This window comes from Hyphomonas sp. UBA3195, assembly GCF_002366485.1.
Classification (GTDB): Bacteria; Pseudomonadota; Alphaproteobacteria; order Caulobacterales; family Hyphomonadaceae; genus Hyphomonas.
This window is the reverse complement of sequence record NZ_DEXB01000016.1, coordinates 39379-58664: the sequence shown is the minus strand read 5'-3', so window position 1 is coordinate 58664 and position 19286 is coordinate 39379. Positions and strand designations below refer to the sequence as shown.

The 19286-nt window shown below is 57.5% G+C and carries 20 protein-coding genes and 1 tRNA gene; 10 read left to right on the top strand and 11 right to left on the bottom strand.

Translation table 11 applies throughout. From position 1 onward, the window contains the following. Positions 1–31: 31 nt before the first annotated feature. On the bottom strand, positions 32–1423 hold the full coding sequence (locus B2344_RS05350; RefSeq protein WP_290484802.1) for a carotenoid oxygenase family protein: 1392 nt from the start codon (positions 1421–1423) through the stop codon (positions 32–34). Positions 1424–1517: 94 nt separating this feature from the next. Here B2344_RS05350 and B2344_RS05345 point away from each other — a divergent pair, with 94 nt between their 5' ends. Together B2344_RS05345 and B2344_RS05340 are read left to right on the top strand one after the other, a co-directional pair. Then, positions 1518–2111 carry a TetR/AcrR family transcriptional regulator gene (locus B2344_RS05345; protein WP_206991462.1) on the top strand — a complete coding sequence of 198 codons (594 nt, stop codon included), beginning with the start codon at positions 1518–1520 and terminating at the stop codon, positions 2109–2111. Between the two features lie 33 nt (positions 2112–2144). Next, positions 2145–2561, top strand: a complete 417-nt coding sequence (locus B2344_RS05340) for a hypothetical protein (protein WP_290480052.1) — start codon at positions 2145–2147, stop codon at positions 2559–2561. A gap of 6 nt (positions 2562–2567) precedes the next feature. On the opposite strand, the gene B2344_RS05335 is transcribed toward B2344_RS05340, so the two are convergent. Beyond that, the gene (locus B2344_RS05335; RefSeq protein WP_290484801.1) at positions 2568–2951 is read right to left on the bottom strand and encodes a hypothetical protein; all 384 of its coding nucleotides are present in this window, start codon (positions 2949–2951) and stop codon (positions 2568–2570) included. A gap of 188 nt (positions 2952–3139) precedes the next feature. Between B2344_RS05335 and B2344_RS05330 the strand changes: the two genes are divergently transcribed. Next, positions 3140–4441, top strand: a complete 1302-nt coding sequence (locus B2344_RS05330) for a polyhydroxyalkanoate depolymerase (RefSeq protein WP_206991465.1) — start codon at positions 3140–3142, stop codon at positions 4439–4441. Between the two features lie 20 nt (positions 4442–4461). Here the strand turns inward: B2344_RS05330 and B2344_RS05325 are convergent, their stop codons facing one another. The 3 genes from B2344_RS05325 to B2344_RS05315 are packed head-to-tail and all read right to left on the bottom strand — an operon-like array spanning position 4462 to position 6753. Continuing rightward, positions 4462–5106, bottom strand: coding sequence for a hypothetical protein (locus tag B2344_RS05325; RefSeq protein ID WP_206991466.1), 645 nt, complete (start codon positions 5104–5106; stop codon positions 4462–4464). 40 nt (positions 5107–5146) lie between these two features. Beyond that, complete coding sequence (locus B2344_RS05320; protein ID WP_290482277.1) at positions 5147–5956, bottom strand: HupE/UreJ family protein; 810 nt, start codon at positions 5954–5956, stop codon at positions 5147–5149. After that, the gene (locus B2344_RS05315) at positions 5956–6753 is read right to left on the bottom strand and encodes a ZIP family metal transporter (protein ID WP_206991468.1); all 798 of its coding nucleotides are present in this window, start codon (positions 6751–6753) and stop codon (positions 5956–5958) included. The genes B2344_RS05320 and B2344_RS05315 overlap by 1 nt, the downstream gene beginning before the upstream one ends. Positions 6754–6904: 151 nt before the next feature. Between B2344_RS05315 and B2344_RS05310 the strand changes: the two genes are divergently transcribed. From B2344_RS05310 to B2344_RS05290, 5 genes are all read left to right on the top strand, one after another. Then, positions 6905–7546, top strand: a complete 642-nt coding sequence (locus B2344_RS05310) for a ZrgA family zinc uptake protein (RefSeq protein ID WP_206991469.1) — start codon at positions 6905–6907, stop codon at positions 7544–7546. Position 7547: 1 nt separating this feature from the next. Beyond that, complete coding sequence (locus tag B2344_RS05305) at positions 7548–8243, top strand: ABC transporter ATP-binding protein (RefSeq protein ID WP_206991470.1); 696 nt, start codon at positions 7548–7550, stop codon at positions 8241–8243. Then, positions 8240–9508 carry an ABC transporter permease gene (locus tag B2344_RS05300; RefSeq protein ID WP_290484800.1) on the top strand — a complete coding sequence of 423 codons (1269 nt, stop codon included), beginning with the start codon at positions 8240–8242 and terminating at the stop codon, positions 9506–9508. Before B2344_RS05305 ends, B2344_RS05300 begins: the two co-directional genes overlap by 4 nt. Before the next feature lie 49 nt (positions 9509–9557). Next, the gene (locus tag B2344_RS05295) at positions 9558–10253 is read left to right on the top strand and encodes a DUF3299 domain-containing protein (RefSeq protein ID WP_290484799.1); all 696 of its coding nucleotides are present in this window, start codon (positions 9558–9560) and stop codon (positions 10251–10253) included. Between the two features lie 81 nt (positions 10254–10334). Then, on the top strand, positions 10335–12206 hold the full coding sequence (locus B2344_RS05290; protein ID WP_290484798.1) for a polysaccharide deacetylase family protein: 1872 nt from the start codon (positions 10335–10337) through the stop codon (positions 12204–12206). Between the two features lie 27 nt (positions 12207–12233). On the opposite strand, the gene B2344_RS05285 is transcribed toward B2344_RS05290, so the two are convergent. The 5 genes from B2344_RS05285 to B2344_RS05265 form a co-directional block, all read right to left on the bottom strand. Next, positions 12234–12662: a response regulator gene (locus B2344_RS05285; protein ID WP_206991474.1), complete on the bottom strand. Its 429-nt coding sequence runs from the start codon at positions 12660–12662 to the stop codon at positions 12234–12236. 142 nt (positions 12663–12804) lie between these two features. After that, positions 12805–14214, bottom strand: coding sequence for a glycosyltransferase family 2 protein (locus B2344_RS05280; protein ID WP_290482281.1), 1410 nt, complete (start codon positions 14212–14214; stop codon positions 12805–12807). Continuing rightward, complete coding sequence (locus B2344_RS05275) at positions 14211–15209, bottom strand: HEAT repeat domain-containing protein (RefSeq protein ID WP_290484797.1); 999 nt, start codon at positions 15207–15209, stop codon at positions 14211–14213. The genes B2344_RS05280 and B2344_RS05275 overlap by 4 nt, the downstream gene beginning before the upstream one ends. A gap of 65 nt (positions 15210–15274) precedes the next feature. After that, positions 15275–16366: a YaiO family outer membrane beta-barrel protein gene (locus B2344_RS05270; RefSeq protein ID WP_290482472.1), complete on the bottom strand. Its 1092-nt coding sequence runs from the start codon at positions 16364–16366 to the stop codon at positions 15275–15277. A 465-nt stretch (positions 16367–16831) separates the two neighbouring features. Next, positions 16832–16918, bottom strand: a tRNA-Leu gene (locus B2344_RS05265). Positions 16919–17007: 89 nt separating this feature from the next. Here B2344_RS05265 and B2344_RS05260 point away from each other — a divergent pair. Beyond that, on the top strand, positions 17008–17613 hold the full coding sequence (locus B2344_RS05260; protein ID WP_290481094.1) for an exopolysaccharide biosynthesis protein: 606 nt from the start codon (positions 17008–17010) through the stop codon (positions 17611–17613). A 74-nt stretch (positions 17614–17687) separates the two neighbouring features. Further along, complete coding sequence (locus tag B2344_RS05255; RefSeq protein WP_290484796.1) at positions 17688–18209, top strand: disulfide bond formation protein B; 522 nt, start codon at positions 17688–17690, stop codon at positions 18207–18209. A 1-nt stretch (position 18210) separates the two neighbouring features. Here the strand turns inward: B2344_RS05255 and B2344_RS05250 are convergent, their stop codons facing one another. After that, complete coding sequence (locus B2344_RS05250) at positions 18211–19146, bottom strand: DMT family transporter (RefSeq protein ID WP_290484795.1); 936 nt, start codon at positions 19144–19146, stop codon at positions 18211–18213. Positions 19147–19286 lie beyond the last annotated feature (140 nt).

Below are 19286 nucleotides of genomic sequence, written 5' to 3'. Positions count from 1 at the left end.
GCCGTCATCGACGGCCCCCTCGTCCCCCCACTCAGCCAACTGGAATGAAATTACCGTGGAATCCCTGCGGAATGCGTTGCGGAATGTGCACGGTTGCAACCGCCGGAGCGGTGAAATTTGCGGCATCGAGAATGACCAATTCGGATAGGCCCGCATTGGTGTCGACCACATAGCCCATCAGCCAGCCCTCATCCTCTGAGGCCGTTTCGCTGGCAGGAATGAAAATGAATTCGCCCGGCACCCGTCCTGATCCAAAATCGCGAACTTCGCAGCTGCCATTGGTCAGGTCATGCTTGAAGATGCGTGTTTCGGTGAGGAAGCCGTCTGCCGCGACAGCCGTTGTGTAAACATAGCGATAGGGTTTTCCGGTCAGCCGCTCATCATAGCGCGGAAACTCATGAGCGCGGTCATCTATCACACGCCGTGACACGGTTCGCGTCGCCGGATCAATCTTCAGGGATTCAAATTTCGGGACGCCGTCCGGGCCAGTATTGTCAGGGGCAAACATGTGATCATAAACACATGCGTCCATCACGACTTTTCCGTCCTCGGTTTCATAGGCATTCGCAGGATGGAAGATGTAACAGGGATCGACATCACACCAGATGATATCATCCGCACTCCCCTCTCGCGGTAACAGACCAATACGCGCCTTGTGGTTCTCATTCCACCGATACGGAAAGCTCATGCCACTGATGATGGCACTCATGGAGAACGTCACCGGAAGGTCCATCACGATCACGTATTTCGGGGTGATCATGCAGTCATGAACCATTGGGCCATGCTCGACAGGGATTGGCTCATCCCGGCGCACGCGGCCATCAGCGCCCAGCACCTTGTGCCAAAGCAGATTGGTTTGCTGCGACTCGTAGCAGATGGCGTGCATCTCGCCTGTGTCGGGGTCGTAATGCGGATGCGCGGAAAAAGATTGACCCAACGTCCCGTCAAAATCCGAATGCGCACGCGTCTCCAGGTCCTCGGACACTTCGACGGGATACCCACCCGCTTCAACAATCGCCCAGATCTTTCCTGCGTGACCAACAATGTTCGTGTTCGCCACATCAATTCTGGGGTGACGCGGACCGGGCGCACGCGGCTCGCCTAGGGCATCACTCACACTGTTGGACCTCACCCAGCGATTGCGGTACCAAAGCGCCTTGCCATCCTGCAGGCGGACACCGTGCAACATGCCATCCCCTACAAACCAATGATGTGCAGCTGGATTGACCGGTGAAACGGGGTTCGGGCCATTGCGGACGTAAAGGCCATTCAGACCAGCGGGAATCGCCCCCGTCACCTTTGGATCAATTTCGGTGATCTCTTCCGTCAGCGGGGTATGAACGCCTTCAAGAAAGACGTTGGGCTGTGTTGCCTTGCGCCGGCTGCGGTTGAATCCCGCCACCGCCATGACTCCTTTTGTCACGACTCCCCGAATAGCTGTTTTCACAGGGCTGGGCATGGAGATCATCCTCGCGGCTTGTTGTCTGCGCCGCAATGTTTACACTGATAACATGCCGATGAATGATAACAGTGTCAACATGAACGCTCAGGGCGGGAACTACCACCATGGTGATCTAAGGGCCGCCCTGATCGAAGAAGGATTGGCGCAGATCAGCAACAGCCCGGCCGAGAAAGTGAGCCTCAGAAAAATTGCCCGGAATGTCGGTGTTTCAGCGACGGCAGTTTATCGACACTTTCCCAATAAGGCCGCGCTTCTAGGCGCTTTGTGCGGAGTTGGGAGCGTGAAGCTGTCTGATACGTTCCGGGATGCCCTTTCCAAAACTCCAGCGGGCATTGATGCGTTCGAAATCATGGGGCGAACCTATGTCCGGTTTGCAATAGACAATCCGTCTCTGTTTCGCCTGATGATGACGAAAGCGCCTCGCGCCGAAGTGCTTCAGCCAAATCAGGCGAAAGAGACCGGCGCATTCGCTATGTTGTCCAACACGTTGGGGGATGTGTTGCCGAAGGATACGCCGCCCGAATTACAGATGGTCAAACGCCTTCAGGCCTGGTCGATCGTGCATGGATTGTCGATGCTGATACTGGATGGCCAGCTGCCCGACGATGAAAAGATGATCGCCGCCGTCGTCTCTCGAAGCTTTCTCTAGGCCAGCCCGCGAATCCGGCGCATATTGCAGCGCATGTTCGAAGGAATCTCCACCACCGCCACGCATCTTGGTCTGCTCGCTGGTGCGATGGCCGTGGGCGCGTCCTGGGTCGCGGCCATTGCGTCGCCCAATTGCAGCTTTGACAAGCTGGACGGATCGCGCGCCGATCGCCATGTCCGGGAATTGCTGCTCCAGACGTCCACGCCGATCGCCGGCATGATGCTCGCTTCCGGCGCGTTCTTCCTGCTCGCCTCAAGCTGGGCAGCCGCCGTCACCGCCTTGTTGGCCGCTTTCGGGTTCTTCTCCAATCGCTGGATGCTGACACCTGGGAAAAAGCAAAAGGGCGAACGCACGAGCCGCAAGGGTCAGCGCGCCATTTCGGTCAGCCTTTCCCTGATGTTTACATTGGTGGCGATTGTATCAGTCGTACTTGGCATGATCCGCATCTAGCGGGGATCAGGCGAACACGAGCCAGAGACAGCCCATTTCGTGCAGTTTTCTGAAATTGTCGGCCGATTTCCGGGCAGCTCGCAGCGCAATCTCGCCAGCGGCCTTCCTGTTGACAGCTAGCATCATGGTGCAAATTGCAATGCCCGGCAGGAACATCCACCAGACAAAGGCCAGAGATGCCAATACACCCGCAAGGCAGATGAAATAGGCCAACGCGTCCAGAACACGAAAGCGCGTATGCATGTAGCTGCCGAAATCATTGAGCAATTCCGGCTGTTTGTGCAGAATTTCCGCATCAATCGCGAAATGCTGGCCTGGAGCCTGCTCATAGATGATGGCCCGCGTCATGCGACCGCCACGATGGGGATTGGGTTGGCATTTGAGGAACATGGCAATCACTCCATTTCGGGGACAATTTACCTTGTCCCGGTTAAGCTGAAGCTTGCTGAATTCGATCAATTTTGCAGAAAAATGAAACCATGATGTTCCCGTCCCGACCCACGCCTATCTGGCGAATATGTTTGCCCTGACAGGGATTGCCATCTATGCTGCACCGCAACATGAAAGGTGTGTAGCTGATGCTGTACTCACTTGTCGAAATGAACCGGGCGGCAATGGCACCCATGCGGGTTGCCGCGCGCGCCAGTCGCGCAGCGCTGAGTTCGCCGCTGAACCTGATGGGGCAGACCGACTATGGTCGCTCGCTGTCCGCCATGGCGGACGTATTTGAAAGCGCAACACGCTATTACGGTAAACCGGAATGGCGGATCGATACGGTGCGGATCAATAGCGCGCCCATTGATGTGACCCCTGTTGTGGCGTGGCGCTCGCCTTGGTGCAACATGATCCACTTCAAGAAGGATCCAGAAGCGCTTGCCGCCGCCCGGAATTCAGAAAAGCTCGGCCCTCAGCCCCGTCTTCTGATAGCTGCCCCGCTCTCTGGCCATTATGCCACTCTGCTGCGCGGGACAGTTGAGGCGTTCCTGCCGACCCATGATGTCTACATCACTGACTGGCAGGACTCTCGTATGGCACCTGTCTGGTTGGGGCGGTTCGATCTGGACGATTATATTGATCACATACGATCGATGCTGACTCATCTGGGCGCGGGCGCCCATGTACTTGGCGTGTGTCAGCCAGGCCCGCCTGTGCTTGCTGCTGTCGCCATGATGGCCGAGGATGATGACCCGGCCCGGCCCGCTTCCATGACGTTCATGGGGTCGCCGATCGACACACGGCTTAGTCCGACCGTTCCGAACGTGCTGGCCGAGGAAAAACCGCTTTCGTGGTTTGAAGAGAACATGATCCACACTGTGCCGGGCCCCTACCCGGGCATGTTCCGGAGAGTCTATCCAGGCTTTGTCCAGCTCGCTTCCTTCATGAACATGAACTGGTCGCGCCATGTCGATGCGCACTGGAACTTTTTCAATCATCTGGTTGAAGGGGATGGCGACAATGTCGGCAAGCATCGGGAATTCTACGATGAATACCTGTCGGTGCTCGACCTGACGGAAGAATTCTACCTGCAAACAATCGTACGCGTGTTTCAGGAGCACCAGCTGGCCCGCGGCATGTATCGCTATCGCGGAACACATCTCGTCAAACCGGAACTGATCCGCGATGTCGCGCTGATGACGGTTGAAGGCGAGAAGGATGATATTTCCGGCATCGGTCAAACACAGGCTGCACACGACCTATGTGTGAAGTTGCCGGAAGACATGCAGACCGACTATATCCAGCCGGGCGTTGGCCATTACGGCGTATTCAATGGCAGACGCTTTCAGACCGAGATCGCTCCGCGCGTAACTGAATTCACGAAGCGCTTCACGATGCGGGATGCCGACGAAGCCGCCACGGAGCGACTCAGAAAAACGTCTTGAACAGGCTTGAGCTTTTGGGACTATTTCTCAGGTGTGGGCAAGACTCGCGCAATCTGACGACAAATGTCTCGTGCTTCGCTCAATACCGTGATGGGCATCGGATCAGGTGTGTCGAGATAGGCGCTAAGCTGAGAAACTGCACGGGCCTCAGCCTGCTCCGTCAGTAAGGTGTCATCGGATACTTGTAGTGTCCGACGAGAGGTACACGACTGCAGTTCCAGAATGGTCAGGTCAGCCGCGCCGCGATGAGGTGTGCGTAGCAGGACCGACGACGGCAGATCCGGACCATCCGGCACCGCAACCCAAAGCGCATGGATGTCATCCTCGACAACAGGGTTTCGGAAACGGATTGCATAGATCAAGCCCTTGTCCAGATGGCGTACTGAATAGTCCGCCAAACCAGCATCGTTCAGTCCACCAAGCCAGGCAGCGATCATGGCATTGCGCGCCTGCTTTGCTTCGGCACCGCGCCATGCGGCTGCCTCAGCATAGACCTGCCTCAGGGCAAGGCCAGGCTCCTTCAGAAGTGAGCGCGGCGAGGTCGTTTCAACGTTCGCTGGAGGGGGCACATACGCCGATGCGTATTCTGCAAAACCAATCCAACCCGTCAGTGCCGAAGCCAGCAGAGCCGAGCTGAGATGTCTGATCCAGTCGCGAGAGGCCATTGAGCGCGTTCCGTTCCGAGTCGAAGCGCACTTTGCCAGGCTAAGAGTTAAGGAAGGTCCGCTCGATTGCCCACCAGAGCCCAATTGCTCCGATGGCCGCCGATACCGGCCATACCAGAACTGGCCGGTAGAGGTCTGGCCGGCCGGCCTGCTTCAGGGCGCCCCTGATGACAACGGCCACTGCAAGCGCCATGCCGATAACGGCGAGCTGGCCGATCTCAACGCCGACATTGAATCCGATCAAAGCTGGCCAGAAGATCCCCGGTGGCAGGCCAAGATCCCCAAACGCACCGGCGAAACCCATGCCGTGGATCAGGCCAAAGCCGAATACGAGTGCCGGACGCCAGGCGCTTGGTTCCTTGAACAGGATGTTCTCAAGCGCGGCCCAGGCGATTGTCAGCGCAATCAGTGGCTCGACGATACTTGCCGGAGGCGAGATCACCCCGGCAGCCGCAAGGCCGAGCGTGGATGTGTGCGCCAGCGTGAAGGCAGAGATTTGCCAGAGCAGCGGCTTTATCCGCCGACTGGACAGGAAAAGCGCCAGGACGAACAGGATATGGTCCACCCCCATTGGCAGGATGTGCTCGAATCCGATCCGAACATAGAAGATCGCCGTCTCGATCCCGGATCTGTCGAGTTCAACCTCGCTGCCCGGAACGTCGTCTCCTGTTTCAGTTGCGTCACCAGCCCTGTCCAGTTCCTGAAGCTCCCGGCACAAAGCGGGGTCCATCCCTCCCCCCGGCAGGCAAAGCTCGTCTTCCGGGTGGGCGAACGCCGCTTGCGGCGCAGATGTGACAGCAAGGCAGGCTATCAGACAGCATGCCAGAAAGGCGATGAGCCGATGCCGCATCAAATCTCGTCCGGCAGCGGATGCGGCGCTTCCATACGGATGGCCTCGTGATGGTCATCATCATGGTCATGTACCGGCAGGAAGGACAGCACGAGCGCTATGGCGACACCAGCCGACAGAGCCAACAGGCTGCGCAGCGGCGGCTCCTCCTTCATCGGAGCCATCAAGGGGCCGGTCGCAACGTAGAGGAGCAGGCCGGCGGAGGCCGCGAACAAAGCGCCAACCGCCTCGCTGCCCAGGAAATACATGAAGGGCGACGACATAATCACGCCCAGCGGGGTCGTGGCGGACGCAGCCAAGAAGGCCCACAGGAAGGATTGCCGGTTCGAAAAATTGTGCCTGCGCAGGATCGCGAACGCGATCACACCTTCCGGAAACTCATGCAGGATCAGCGAGACCGCCGCATAGACGCCTGCGGAAAAGCTCGCGGCAAAGGTCACCGAATAGATGACGCCGTCGATAAAGGAGTGGATGGCAATCGCGATTATGGGGGTGACAGCCGCCATCCGGCCGCCATTCACGCTTTCCGGGAAGAATGTGTTGAGGCCGTAATTAAGTATCAGCCCGCCAAGGAATCCGCCCAGCATGAAGTATGGCGCCTGAGAACTTTCGGCAAAGGCTTCCGGCGCAATGTGCAACAGGCTGAGCGTGACGAGCATGCCCGCCGCCGCGAGGCCCATGACGGCAGAGAACCGCGCACTCCAATCGCCCCGCATCGCCACAGCGATGAGGCCGACCGTGGTCACAAAGGCCGCGATCAAGCCGAAAAACAAAGGGGCCTGCATGGATTCAAACATGGAAAGCGGTAAGCCGGTCCGTTAACAGTCAGGTGCGGTCTATAACCGCGTCCTGCGGCCTTGCGAAGAAGTGTTATATGGTATCATTATTCAGCTTGCGAGCAGATTTTCCGAAAACACTGAATTCCCCAATCGGGGCAATGGGAGCGATATGATAGACCGATCATGGGGCCGTGGCGCAAAAATGCTTCTGGCGGGTGCCGGTTTGACGCTGTGCGTCGCCTGTAGCGCAGAAGTGCCATACGAACCTGAACCGGCTGCAGTGGAGCCTCCACCGACGGTCGAATCCACTCCTCCTGCGTCAGATACGGAGTACTCGGCTCATACGGCAGAGCACCGTGACGATGATAGTCATGACGAGGACCATGGTGAATATGCTGGCGGCGAAGCCCATGTACACGGCGCTGCAGAGTTGGCCGTTGCGCTCGACACCAGTTTCGTCACGATCACCGTTGACGCCCCGCTCGTAAATTACGGCCTATCGGAAAAAACGAAGAAGAAATCCACCGAGCTTGAAAAATATGCCGAGGGCCTGACAGAACTCATGGGCAATGCGCGCTGCGACCTTGTCGAGCGCTCTGCAGAAGTGCGCCGATCGGGCGATCATGCTGCACTCACCCTGTCCATAGTCTGGGATTGCAAGCGCCCCAGCCAGCTGGATGGCCTCATGTTCACCGGCTTTGAACACTATCCCGCCTTTGAGGAAGTCGACGCCATCTATCTTGGTGAAGAAGGGGAATCCAATTCTGCGTCACTCACACCGGACAGCCCTTTCCTGCCCTTCGGATCCTGACATGGCAGAACCGATTGTCTCTATTTCGAATCTTTCCTTTGCCTGGACGCCAGGCAATGAGGTCCTCGACATTTCAGACTTCCAATTGAAGGCGGGCGAGCGCTTGTTTCTGCGCGGAGCATCCGGCTCTGGAAAATCCACCCTTCTCGGCATCATCGCTGGTGTGCTGGAGGCGGGCTCTGGTGAGGTCATCGTTCTCGGACAGGATCTGGCGACCTTGGAACCCGCAGCGCGGGACCGCCTGAGGGCGGACCATCTCGGTGTGATTTTCCAGATGTTCAATCTCGTGCCTTATCTCTCCGTCATCGGGAATGTCACGCTGCCTCTACGTTTCTCTCCCAAGCGCCGCGCAGCAATCAACGGTAACGAAGACGATGAAGCCCGACGGTTGCTTTCGCGGCTGGGCCTGACGGACGAGACTCTACTGGCACGCCGCGTCTCTGACCTTTCTGTCGGTCAGCAGCAACGTGTCGCTGCCGCACGCGCCCTGATCGGCGGCCCCGAAATCGTGATCGCTGACGAACCGACCTCAGCGCTTGATGCGGATGCCCGTGATCAATTCATTGATCTACTGAGCGAGGAAGCGCGGCGCACAGGCGCAGCACTTCTCTTCGTCAGCCACGATGCCGGGCTCGCCACACATTTCGACCGGGCGGTAGACCTCGGCGAGATAAATCGCGCGGGAGTGTCAGCATGAGCGCTATCCTGTCTCTCGCCTGGCAGAGCCTCATGAACCGCAAGGGATCTGTTTTGCTCACCCTGTTGGCAGTTGCCTTGTCGGTGGCACTTTTTCTGGGCGTAGACAAAGCCCGCACAGGCGCCCGCGAAGGCTTCGGCAACACTATCTCTGGCACCGAACTGATTGTCGGCGCACCTACCGGCAGCGTGAACTTGCTGCTTTATTCGGTCTTTCGAATGGGCAGCGCGACAGCAGAAATTTCGTGGCCGACCTATCAGGAGATCGCCACGCGGCCGGATATAGACTGGGCTGTTTCGATCTCCCTCGGAGACAGCCATCGCGGATTCCGCGTCATGGGCACAACGCCCGAATATTTTGACCGCTACAAGTTTGGCCGCAATCAGGACCTGATGATCGCGCAGGGCGAACCGTTTGACGATCTGTTCGATGCGGTCATCGGCGCCGATGTGGCTCGCGAACTGGGGTATTCGATCAATAGCCCCTTGGTCCTGTCGCATGGGCTGGGCCAAGCCGACTTCGGCTCAAGTCATGAAAACCGCCCGTTCCGGGTTGTTGGCATTCTTGCCCCGACTGGTACGCCGGTGGACCAGACGGTACATGTCTCACTGGAAGCCATCACCGCCATCCATGTCGGCTGGGAAACCGGCGCAAAGAATCCGCTAGCCGACAGTATTTCCGAAGAGACCGTGCGGTCCTTCGATCTCACACCCAAGACTGTCACGGCGATCTATCTCGGCCTGAAACGTAAAGGCACCATCTTGACCACACGCCGCGAGATCAACACCAACAAGGGCGAGCCATTGATGGCGATCATTCCATCACAGGCGCTCGCGGAACTATGGAGTGTGACCGCAATTGCCGAACGGGCATTGCTGGCCGTCTCGATATTCGTCATCGCGGTGGGCGTGGTTTCGATTTTAACCTCCATCCTCACCAGCCTCAACGAGCGGCGACGCGAAATGTCGATCCTTCGTGCGGTCGGTGCTCGACCCGGTCACATCTTCACGCTGTTGGTGCTTGAAGCAGGGTTGGTGGGCCTCTTTGGCGCATTGCTAGGCATTCTTCTCATCCATGGGCTGCTGGCAGTGATCGGTCCGCTTGTTTCAGCGCATTACGGCATATCCCTAATTGGCACCGGGCCCAGCCTGAACGACCTGTATACACTGCTGGCGGTCACGGGCGCCGCCCTGGTCGCCGGGGCGATACCCGCCTGGATGGCGTTCCGCAGGTCGCTGGCCGATGGATTATCCCTTCGGCTCTAACCGCTCACACCCACTGGCGGGGTCACCTCGCGCATCCTAGATTGGCATCATGAAAAAACTCTCTCCCCTCCTGACCGCCGCCCTGATGACAGGCTTACTGGCAGCCTGCAGCGAAGCAGATACGCCAGCCGAACCCGCACCTGCTGAAGCAGCACCAGATGCAGCGACCCCACAAGTTGGCGACAAGATTGGCGAAAGCGAAGCTGAGCGCAAAGCCAAACGCGAAGCAACGATTGCCGCGCGCGCCGCAGATCAGGCCCGCAAAAAATCCGAGGCCAAAGCGCGCGGCGTGACCGAGATCGGCTGGGAAGACTTGATGCCGGAAGGCGAAGAAGAACGTCTCGCCCAGATGTACCAGAGCCAGATGTCGATGCTCTATGGTGGCGGAGGCGTAGCAGAAGGATCGGCTGCGGACGCCATGGTGCAGATCGGAACGTTCAACACCGTCAAGGAACTCAACGGCAAATCGATCAGGTTGCCGGGCTATACCGTGCCGTTTGAATATGGCTCAAAAGCCGAAGTGACCGAATTCCTTATGGTCCCCTATTTCGGCGCCTGTATCCACGCCCCACCCCCGCCACCAAATCAAACCGTATTCGTAACGACGGACGAGCCCATCCTGTTGAAAGATCTGGCGCAGGCCGTCTGGGTTGAAGGCATCCTAACCGCCGAGACGCAGGAGAGCGAACTGGCGGACGCCGCCTATACGCTCAAGCTGACTCACATCGAGAAATACGAGTACTAGGACTTACTATTCAACGCGTTCACGAAATATAGGTGGTTTCACGGTTTCTGGGGATGAAACCCTCTCAACAGGCACAAATGGATGTTCTGGAACAAACGCGTCGCAGTCCTGATTTCTGCCCTGATAATTGCGGCGATCACCATAAGCATCCTCACATATGTGCGGCGCCCATCGCTTGAGGGACTTGCAGGTCTGAATGGTCCCACCGCAGATAGCATCATTGCGGATGGTCAATCGTCCAGTTGGTCAGTTCACGCCGATGGATCGGAATCGCGACTCGCCATCCTGCTGACCGATGAAGATTCCTCCTGGCTCGGACTGGCTGAAGGGTTGAAAAGCATCGGTGTCCCCTTCTTGATTACGCGAAACACCAAAGCGGCTGTCCAACACAAGGTCGTGCTCGCGTACCCAGCAATTTCAGGTCGCCTGCTGGATGCCGAAGACTTGGAGACCCTCGCCCAGCACGTGGAATCCGGCGGCACATTGATCGCGACGCAAATCCTTGGCGGAGGATTGCAAGGCGTGTTTGGCTTCGACCGCATCGAAGAATCCCGTGACTATTCGGAGATTCGCTTTTCCGGATCTCAACCCTCCTTGTCCTTTATCGACCGGCCAGAAGAAAGGACCGTCAGGATTGGAAACCCTGATAAGGACCTACACCGCATCGGCACCCAAGCGTTCGTTGGCGCGACAAATATTCTGGCCACCTACGATGATGGATCCGCAGCTGTGGTGGCGCACGCCTCCAAACAGGGTGGACAAGCTTATGCTATCGGCTTTGATCTCGGCTTCTTCATCCTGAAGTCCGCAAACGGGCGCAATGGTGGCGTGTCGAGAAATTACGCGAACGCCTATGAGCCATCTGTCGACACATGGTTGCGATGGATAAAATCCGTCTACACTCAAAGTGAACCGGCCGCGATCACGCTTCACTCCGCGCCGGAAGGGCGAGATCTCGCCGTCGTCATATCCTTCGACATCGATTATTCGAACTCCATGACCAATACGAGGGCATTCAGCGACCTCCTGTCAGAGCTCGGAATTCCGGGAACCTTCTTCATTCAGACGAAGTATTTCGACGACTACAACGACAAGGCGTTCTTCAATGATTTTACGCTGCCCATTGTTCAGCATCTAAACGAGTCCGGAATGGAGGTCGCCAGCCATTCGGTGACGCATGCAAAGACTTTTTCGGACATGCCGCTTGGCGAGGGATCCGAGCGCTTTCCTGACTACCAGCCCCGCGTATTGAATGAAGGCAGAACCTGGAATGCTTCAATTCTGGGCGAACTGCGCGTGAGCAAGTATCTGCTGGAACAGGTCACGGAAACAGAAGTGGTATCGTTTCGTCCAGGCTACCTCGCCACACCGGCGCGCCTTCCTGAAGCCTTGGACGCGAGCGGGTACAAATACGCCTCCAGTGCCACATCGGGAAATGTTCTGACGCATTTGCCCTACCGCATGAATTTCAGCAGGGGCTACGACAGTGCAACAGGCGTTTTCCAGTTCCCCATCGCCATCGAAGACGAAATTCCACCGCACATGAACTTGCGGGAGGAACCGGCCGTGGACCTCGCCAAGCGGCTCGCCGAATATGGGGGCTGCTATGTCGTGCTGATCCATCCCAACGTCACGAAAGAAAAAATCGAATTCCTCAACGCCGTGGTTCCTGAACTGAAGCGTTTCGCCTGGTTCGGGACACTGCAGCAATTTGGCGATTGGTGGACCATGCGCGATGGCGTATCGGTCGACGCCCGCATCTTTGAAGACGAGATGGTTATCACGGTGGACAGCGAATTGCCCATACAGGGTCTTCGCCTGGATCTGGATACGGACTGGATACCCCAATCCCAGTTCCCCGATGGCGTCAGCTTTTCACCGGGGTCCGTCTACATTGCTGCAGCTGGCACAGAACTCTCAATTACAATGAATATGCCTTCAACGGACCGGTAAGCATTCGCTCGGGACGGTTCGTCGGACCTACGCGAAGCGTTCGGTCGGAACTTCCTGCTGGAGATCAGACACATCCAAACGGGCGCGCTCGTCCTTGATACGCTTGCGGATACGCAGAACCAGTTCGTCCGGAATGAAAGGCTTGGTCAGGTACTCAGCGGCACCCCGCTCCAGTGCATCCAGAACATCATGCTCGCCACGACGAGCTGTTAGCATCACCACCGGCAAGCTGGCCGTATCGGGATCATTCTTCAGTCGACGCAGGACTTCAAACCCGTCCATCACTGGCATCATCGCATCAAGCACCATCAGGTCATACTTCATGGTGCGCGCGAGTTCGAGGGCTGCACCGCCGTCTTCCGCGATATCGACTTCAAATCCGGCAACCGCGAGCTTGTGCTCGAGCAGTCCGCGCAACAAGCGATCATCGTCTGCGACTAGAATTTTATTGGACATTTGCAAGAGTCCTTCTGCAAGCGAGGTTTTTACTCAGCTCAGTGTGCCAAATTACGATAAACATCCGTCAAACGAACTATATTGAATTTGATCTATCTCGGGTCATTTTGCAGCTCTTGCAGGTGCGACCTCCCCCAAGCGATCAACTTGCCGTGAACCCCTTCCGGGTCATCACGCCCCAAGAGCCGCTTCTCTTGAGATATTGAACCCACCCCTGAACGCGCCACAAGCTGTTCAGCTGGCGGTATCCAAGATTTTCCAACACACAAATTGCCGTCAAGAGCGCCAGGTCAGATGCCTTGGGCACACGGCGCAGCTGCGCTTCTTCCAATGCAAGAGAACCCACAGAAATGGCCAATCCAAAGCCTGACGTCACTGCGATATAGGCGAGGAAGTAGTCGAGTGGAAGCGAGCCCGTAAATGCCAATATCGGAAACAGGATGAACCCGATAGCATCCACGATTGGTCCAATTACGTCTGTGATCAGCACATTTCCGAAACCCAGGACACCCACCAATCCGTAGCGGGGATTGAGCGCCATCATGCCGTGACGCTCGAATGTTTCCAGCGTGCCGCGTTGCCAACGGGCCCGTTGATTGCGGAGCACGCTCAGCGTCTCGGGCGCTTCGGTCCAGCAGACCGGCTCCGGGATGAACCGGATACGATAATCCTGTTTTTGCTCTATGAGGGTTCTGTGCAGTTTGACCACCAACTCCATGTCTTCACCGACCGTCCCGAGACTATAACCGCCAACCTTCAGGACGGCGTCGCGCCGGAACAAGCCAAAGGCCCCTGAAATGATGAGCACGGTATTCAGTCGGCTCCAAGCGATTCGGGTCATCAGAAAGGCGCGCAGGTATTCGACCGTCTGCAGGAGCGGGAGCATCTTCTTGGGCAACTGCACCTTCAGTATCTGACCGTTCCGGATGACACTGCCATTGGCGATCCGGACAGTCCCCCCCACCGCAATCGTCCGCTCTGGGTCTTCCATGAACGGCTTCACAGTGCGCAACAACGCATCCGGCTCCAAAACGGAATCTGCATCAACGCAGCAAAACAAAGGTGCCCGGGACACGTTGATACCTGCGTTAAGCGCATCGGCTTTTCCACCATTTGCCTTGTCGATCACGACAAGACGCTTTTGATGTTGGGACCGGTAAATCGTCTTGATGGGTTGGTGCGGCGCCAAAGGGGAGTAAAGGCGCGAAGTTTCTACAAGGTTGAACGCATCTTTCAGCACCTCCAGCGTGGCATCCGAACTTCCGTCATTGATGATGATGACCTCATAATTCGGATACTGAATAGCCATCAGCGATGAAAGGCTTTCGACAATAGTTTTCTCTTCGTTATAAGCCGGCACGAGAATCGCGATGGGCGGCGCCGAATCCGAGTAGCGGCGCCAAAGGGCGTCAGCCTTCGCGGCACGCCCCGATTTCGCCAGCTGGAACGCCGCTAACAGCAATTGGACGAAATAATTAGTGTACTGGACAACACCGGCAAAGATAACCACCAGCCCCACATATTTCGCAACGATGAAAACGGATTCCATCATTGGACAGCCTCCATCGCACTCAGCTCCGCAAGCGCCAAGGCTGCGGTACGGTTCGCACTTTCATTGCCCTTTGATATTGCCGACACTTCCAGCAGCTCTCGACCGGACGCCCCCATGTCGGCCAGAGCTTGCGCCGCTTCAAATTGGACCAGCCACACGGGATCGGAAAGCAAGTCTGCGACCTGGGCCGCGTAGGTATCGTGGGATATCTCACAAAGCGCCTTCACCGCGCCTGCGCGCACACTCCAGTCGGTATCCTTCAGGCAACTGGCAATGGCCGGAGCAGCGTCCGGGTGTTCCAGACTTGCAAGTCCGTCGAGTGCCGCGACACGGATCAGGGGCACATCGCTGGAGAGCGCCGCTTCGAGAATATTAAGGACTGAGTAATCCGCACTGCCGCCCAGGGCGGACAACAAGGCCGCGCGTTCGAAGTCCGGAACTCCGGGCCGGCCGAGGTATTCCAGGATGTCCCGTGAACGGTGCAGTGCCAGTTTCGACAGGACCGATTGCAGGCTACGCGTGCTGCCGTTCAGTTTCGAGAATTCACGCATGACATCCGGCACTGTTGGATAGGCACCAACGGCGACCAGCGTTCGTATTCCAGCGATGCGAAGGTCACGGTTTACTGACCGCTCCACCAGCGAGTCAACGGCTTTGGCCGTTGGCAGGCCGGGAAAATAGGCCAGTGCCTCAACGGCAGCGTGCCGGACAAATCTGAACCGATGTCGCAAGAGGCGGCGGAATTCATCGTCCACCCGGTACCTGACCATCCGCGCGACGAGACGGTCGCGCTCTTCGCCTCTAACCAGCGCAACGAATTCAAGAAAGACTTCCGGCACCATGGGGGATTTCCAGAGGGTCTCGTCGGGAATCGCGGCCTCACCCTTTTCATCCCACAGGATTTGCGCCATTGCCTCCAGAATCTGTTGGCGTTGCTTTGTGTAGAGTGACTGCCTGTGCGTACGGATAATCCGAAGAAGTATCAGCGTGATCATCCACAGTAGGGACGCAAGCACCAATACGCATGCAATCTGCCATATCAGGATGAGATAATTCACCCTCAAAAACTCCGCGCAAGCGAAAGGGAGATATCTGTGCGATCGTAGGCAGTGCGAAGTTCCTTGCCGGCCGTCAGGCGTAGCGCGGTGGTTCGACCGAAGCGCATTTCCAGTCCCGCCGCATAGGACTGCACTTCCACTGTTGCGCCATCAGAACTTTCCGGTGCGTCGGCGTAATAGAGATGCACCGCCCAAGGTCCTGTCGGCCTGAAAGTCGAGCGCATACGATAGCCTGAGCGATGCTGGTCGTTCTCGTCTCGCACGTTGATGTACCGCACTTCAATCTCCGCAGCCTCGCCAGAGAAAGTGTACTGGGCGCCCGGAAGAAAGGACGTCACCCGGCCGCTCTGGTATTCTGAAGTTCTGATGTCCGACAGGAGTTCCAGGCCCGGATAGTGCGTGGCAACACCTGCGCCAACGAGAACTGTGGTGTTGGGCAGGAAGGTCGTGTTGGTCCCTCCCCCGATTTCCATTCGGACATGCCCGAACCCCGTACGCTTTGCGGCGCCGATGTGCACATTCGTGTTCGAGCGGTCGAAGCGCTCGGCGTATAGCGCGGAGGCACTGAGTGTAAGCGTATCTGATACTCGGACTGCCACTGCCGGGGACAGGCTGGTCCAGTCCGGCAAGTCCTTCGTCAAACTGCTGCGGCTTGCTGTCAAATTCGTCGTAATACGATTGCGATCCTGCCGGGATGCCTTTTCGCGCATGGCAGCGTAGTCGGCATGATCGGACGACAAGGTTTCTGCAGCGTCGATAAACTCATGGGAACCTTGTGCGTCTCCCTTCATTCTGCGCACGCGCGCCAGCGCGGTATAGGCATCCACATAGTCGGGAGCTTGATCAATGACGTGTTCGAGTTCGCTTTCGGCCTCATCAAGGCGTTCCAGTGCGATCAGGCAGAGTGCCGCGTTCAAACGGGAGTCTACGTCTTCAGGATTTGTGGCGAGCAACGCTTCGAACATTCCAAGAGCCTCGTCGAAACGTCCGGCGAACCTCGCTTCCACGCCCTGCGCATACAGGCTGCGAAGGTCCGTCTGAACAGGCGACGGCACGGCAGGAATCGTTTGGTCGAGAAGCACCAGTTCGATCATGAAAGTATCACGACTCTCAGGCCGGCTTGCTCGCACGTGGCGGCGCACGCGCGGCGCTCCAGTGTGAGCCGCAAGAATAGCGTTCCAAGTTTCATGATCGCATGTCCTCCACGCTGGATTCAGGTTTAATCCAGCGTCTGCAATTGATTGCAAAAACAGATGATCGTCAGGTTAATCAGGCGGTCTGGCGAGAGATCGGCATTCGCGCGGGACGAGGTTGCTCATGTTTTGATTGCCCCAGAATCCGATCGTTTCAGCAAAGCGCCGAACACCGGATCAGGACCGCATGCTGTAGAATTTACTACGGTTTGCGATGGACCGCCCTCAGTCGAGTAAGCACCCGTCATCTTGCGTTGGAACCAAGCGAATTTCGTTCACAGAGAAATTTTAGGGTCGCTGTCAAAATGTGATGTTCGCAAGCCAGACCAGTTACCCATGAAAGGATCAGCGCGCGTCCTATGCAATTGGTACCTCTGGCCGGACTCGAACCGGCACTCTGTCACCAGAAACGGATTTTGAATCCGTCGCGTCTACCAGTTCCGCCACAGAGGCCCTTTGCAGGGAGCGCTTCTCCTGCCGCATAGCTGGGCCTCCTGTCAATCTACTCGACGTAGCGATCAAAGACATCTAACAGCTTAGGCATGTCTTCCACCGAGATTCCGACCGAAAAAACCCTGTTGCAGACCATCGAAGCGCTTGCCGCAGGTGCGCCCGAGAACGGGTTCTCGCTGCGGGAAATCTTTGATCAACTGGATGAGAGTGCATTTGGCGCTGGCCTGTTCCTGCTTGCCCTGCCTTGTTGCATTCCGTTTCTTTATGGGGTGCCGCAGGTCGTATCCTTGCCCATGATGGCCCTGGCGGCCCAAATGGCGATGGGCCGCGAGCAGCCCTGGATGCCGGACAAGCTCGCCAATCGCCACATTGATCGCAATGGCCTTACCCAGATGGCGTCTGGCGGCCGCAAATGGCTCGGCTGGATCGAGCACATTGTACGCCCGCGCCTGACCGTCATTACCGGCAAGCGGTCGGAACGCGTCATTGGCCTGTTTCTATGCATATTCTGCGCGTCAATCCTCGTGCCGTTGCCGATGACCAACACGGTGCCGGGCTTTGCCGTGGCCATAGCGTCTTTTGGTCTCATGCAGAAAGACGGCTTGATGGTGATTGGCGGCCTGATCATAGGAACAGCCTGGGTCAGCGGTCTGATAGGCGCTGTGATGCTCGGTGCGGTCAGCCTGTTTGGATGATAAATAACGGCAAAGTGACCTTGCGCCGCATTGTGGTCACGACGCAGTCCGGTTTTAGCTGAAGCATGGATTTCATGCGATCTCTCCTGAAAGACTGGAAGTGGCCCGCGGTGGCCGTGGCGGTGTCCGCCTTCATGTTGGCAGCCGCCCACGCGTTTGAGACTTTTGGCGGCCTGCCTCCCTGCCCACTCTGCCTGCGGCAGCGGGAAGTCTATTGGGCGCTGATCGCGATGACGCTGACGGGCCTTGTGCTCTGGCGATGGATCCCGAAACGCCGGTTCCTGGTCGCACTCAACATGATGATCGGACTCGTCTTTGTCGTCGGTGTTGTGGTTGCCTTCTACCATTCCGGTGTCGAGTGGGGCCTGCTGCCGCCACCAGATGGTTGTTCCGGTGAAGGGGTGATCGATCCAATGGCGATTCAGGACTTCAGCAAGCCGATGCATGTGCCGTCCTGCACGGATGCGCCTTTCTACATTCTCGGCCTTTCCATGGCGGGCTGGAATGGCGTGGTCTCTGCCATCATGGCGCTGTTCAGCTTCATCGCGGCAGGCGCGACGTTCCGCGGCGCCGTTCATTCACCCGAAGTCGCCTGACCTAGAGCGGCGGCGCGGCCAGCCGGCGCAGGCGCTGTTCCCGGATTGTGATGTACAGGGTGGCTCCAATGATGATTGCAGTGCCCACCCAGGTCCAGAAGCCCGGCAGCATGTGGAACAGACCCCAATCGACCAGTGCTGCCATCGGCAGACGCATATAGTCGATCGGCGACAGGAAAGATGCATCGCCAACGCTCATGCCGCGAATGTAGAAGTACTGGCCGGTCACACCGCATACGCCCATCAGACCGATCCAGGACCAGTCGATGACAGAGGGCGCCACGTCCGGCCACGTCAGGATGGCGAGCGGCAATAACAGGATCGACGACAGAAGGTTTGCCCAGATTAACAGGGTCACCGGCCTGTGCAGGCGCGTCAGAGATTTCACAAGTGTGATCGCCCCAGCCAGACAGAACGCCGCCGATACGGCGAGGACCATGCCCAGACTAATACCGAGTTGGGGCTGCATCATGATCATGACCCCGACACATCCGGCGATTGTGGCGCCCCAACGATGCACACCGACCCGTTCCTTCAGGATGAAGGCCGCGAGAAAGGTGACGAACATGGCCCGGGAAAAACTGATCGCATTGAATTCGGAGAGCGGCAGGCCAACCGCGTCCGACACGGCATAGAAGCCGAGGGCAAAGCCAAGCGTCCCGAACAGGCTGCGCAGCAAGATAAGACCCGGCTGGTGAATTTTCATCACACTCCAGCCCTGTTGCAGGATAACCGGAATGACGACGATCAACGCAACGCCAGAGCGCCAGAAGGCAAGGAAGCCTGGATCGAAGGTTGCAGACTGGACCTTGGAAAGCGTGAGGAACACGGTGAAGGTGGCCCCGGAGGCCAGCATCCAGAGCGCGCCTTCAATATTGCGCGGTGCGGGCCCCACCTCTAGGTCTGTCTGCTGAGTCTGATCGGGGCGAGAATCCATGGGCTGCTTTACGCCTTCCGAAATTGACGAGATTGATCGCCTGTGGCGGGAACTTCCGGCCGGTCACATGTGGACCGGTTGGGCCGCTTCAGGAAGCGAACCAGACCAAGTCTGGATATTCAGGACCCGCGCACATTGGC

Excerpts from the sequence above, each read along its gene's own strand:
- B2344_RS05345 (WP_206991462.1), top strand. The coding sequence starts at position 1,518 with ATGAATGATAACAGTGTCAACATGAACGCTCAGGGCGGGAACTACCAC.
- B2344_RS05340 (WP_290480052.1), top strand. The coding sequence starts at position 2,145 with ATGTTCGAAGGAATCTCCACCACCGCCACGCATCTTGGTCTGCTCGCT.
- B2344_RS05335 (WP_290484801.1), bottom strand. The coding sequence starts at position 2,951 with ATGTTCCTCAAATGCCAACCCAATCCCCATCGTGGCGGTCGCATGACG.
- B2344_RS05330 (WP_206991465.1), top strand. The coding sequence starts at position 3,140 with ATGCTGTACTCACTTGTCGAAATGAACCGGGCGGCAATGGCACCCATG.
- B2344_RS05325 (WP_206991466.1), bottom strand. The coding sequence starts at position 5,106 with ATGGCCTCTCGCGACTGGATCAGACATCTCAGCTCGGCTCTGCTGGCT.
- B2344_RS05320 (WP_290482277.1), bottom strand. The coding sequence starts at position 5,956 with ATGCGGCATCGGCTCATCGCCTTTCTGGCATGCTGTCTGATAGCCTGC.
- B2344_RS05315 (WP_206991468.1), bottom strand. The coding sequence starts at position 6,753 with ATGTTTGAATCCATGCAGGCCCCTTTGTTTTTCGGCTTGATCGCGGCC.
- B2344_RS05310 (WP_206991469.1), top strand. The coding sequence starts at position 6,905 with ATGATAGACCGATCATGGGGCCGTGGCGCAAAAATGCTTCTGGCGGGT.
- B2344_RS05305 (WP_206991470.1), top strand. The coding sequence starts at position 7,548 with ATGGCAGAACCGATTGTCTCTATTTCGAATCTTTCCTTTGCCTGGACG.
- B2344_RS05300 (WP_290484800.1), top strand. The coding sequence starts at position 8,240 with ATGAGCGCTATCCTGTCTCTCGCCTGGCAGAGCCTCATGAACCGCAAG.
- B2344_RS05295 (WP_290484799.1), top strand. The coding sequence starts at position 9,558 with ATGAAAAAACTCTCTCCCCTCCTGACCGCCGCCCTGATGACAGGCTTA.
- B2344_RS05290 (WP_290484798.1), top strand. The coding sequence starts at position 10,335 with ATGTTCTGGAACAAACGCGTCGCAGTCCTGATTTCTGCCCTGATAATT.
- B2344_RS05285 (WP_206991474.1), bottom strand. The coding sequence starts at position 12,662 with ATGTCCAATAAAATTCTAGTCGCAGACGATGATCGCTTGTTGCGCGGA.
- B2344_RS05280 (WP_290482281.1), bottom strand. The coding sequence starts at position 14,214 with ATGATGGAATCCGTTTTCATCGTTGCGAAATATGTGGGGCTGGTGGTT.
- B2344_RS05275 (WP_290484797.1), bottom strand. The coding sequence starts at position 15,209 with ATGATCACGCTGATACTTCTTCGGATTATCCGTACGCACAGGCAGTCA.
- B2344_RS05270 (WP_290482472.1), bottom strand. The coding sequence starts at position 16,366 with ATGATCGAACTGGTGCTTCTCGACCAAACGATTCCTGCCGTGCCGTCG.
- B2344_RS05260 (WP_290481094.1), top strand. The coding sequence starts at position 17,008 with ATGTCTTCCACCGAGATTCCGACCGAAAAAACCCTGTTGCAGACCATC.
- B2344_RS05255 (WP_290484796.1), top strand. The coding sequence starts at position 17,688 with ATGCGATCTCTCCTGAAAGACTGGAAGTGGCCCGCGGTGGCCGTGGCG.
- B2344_RS05250 (WP_290484795.1), bottom strand. The coding sequence starts at position 19,146 with ATGGATTCTCGCCCCGATCAGACTCAGCAGACAGACCTAGAGGTGGGG.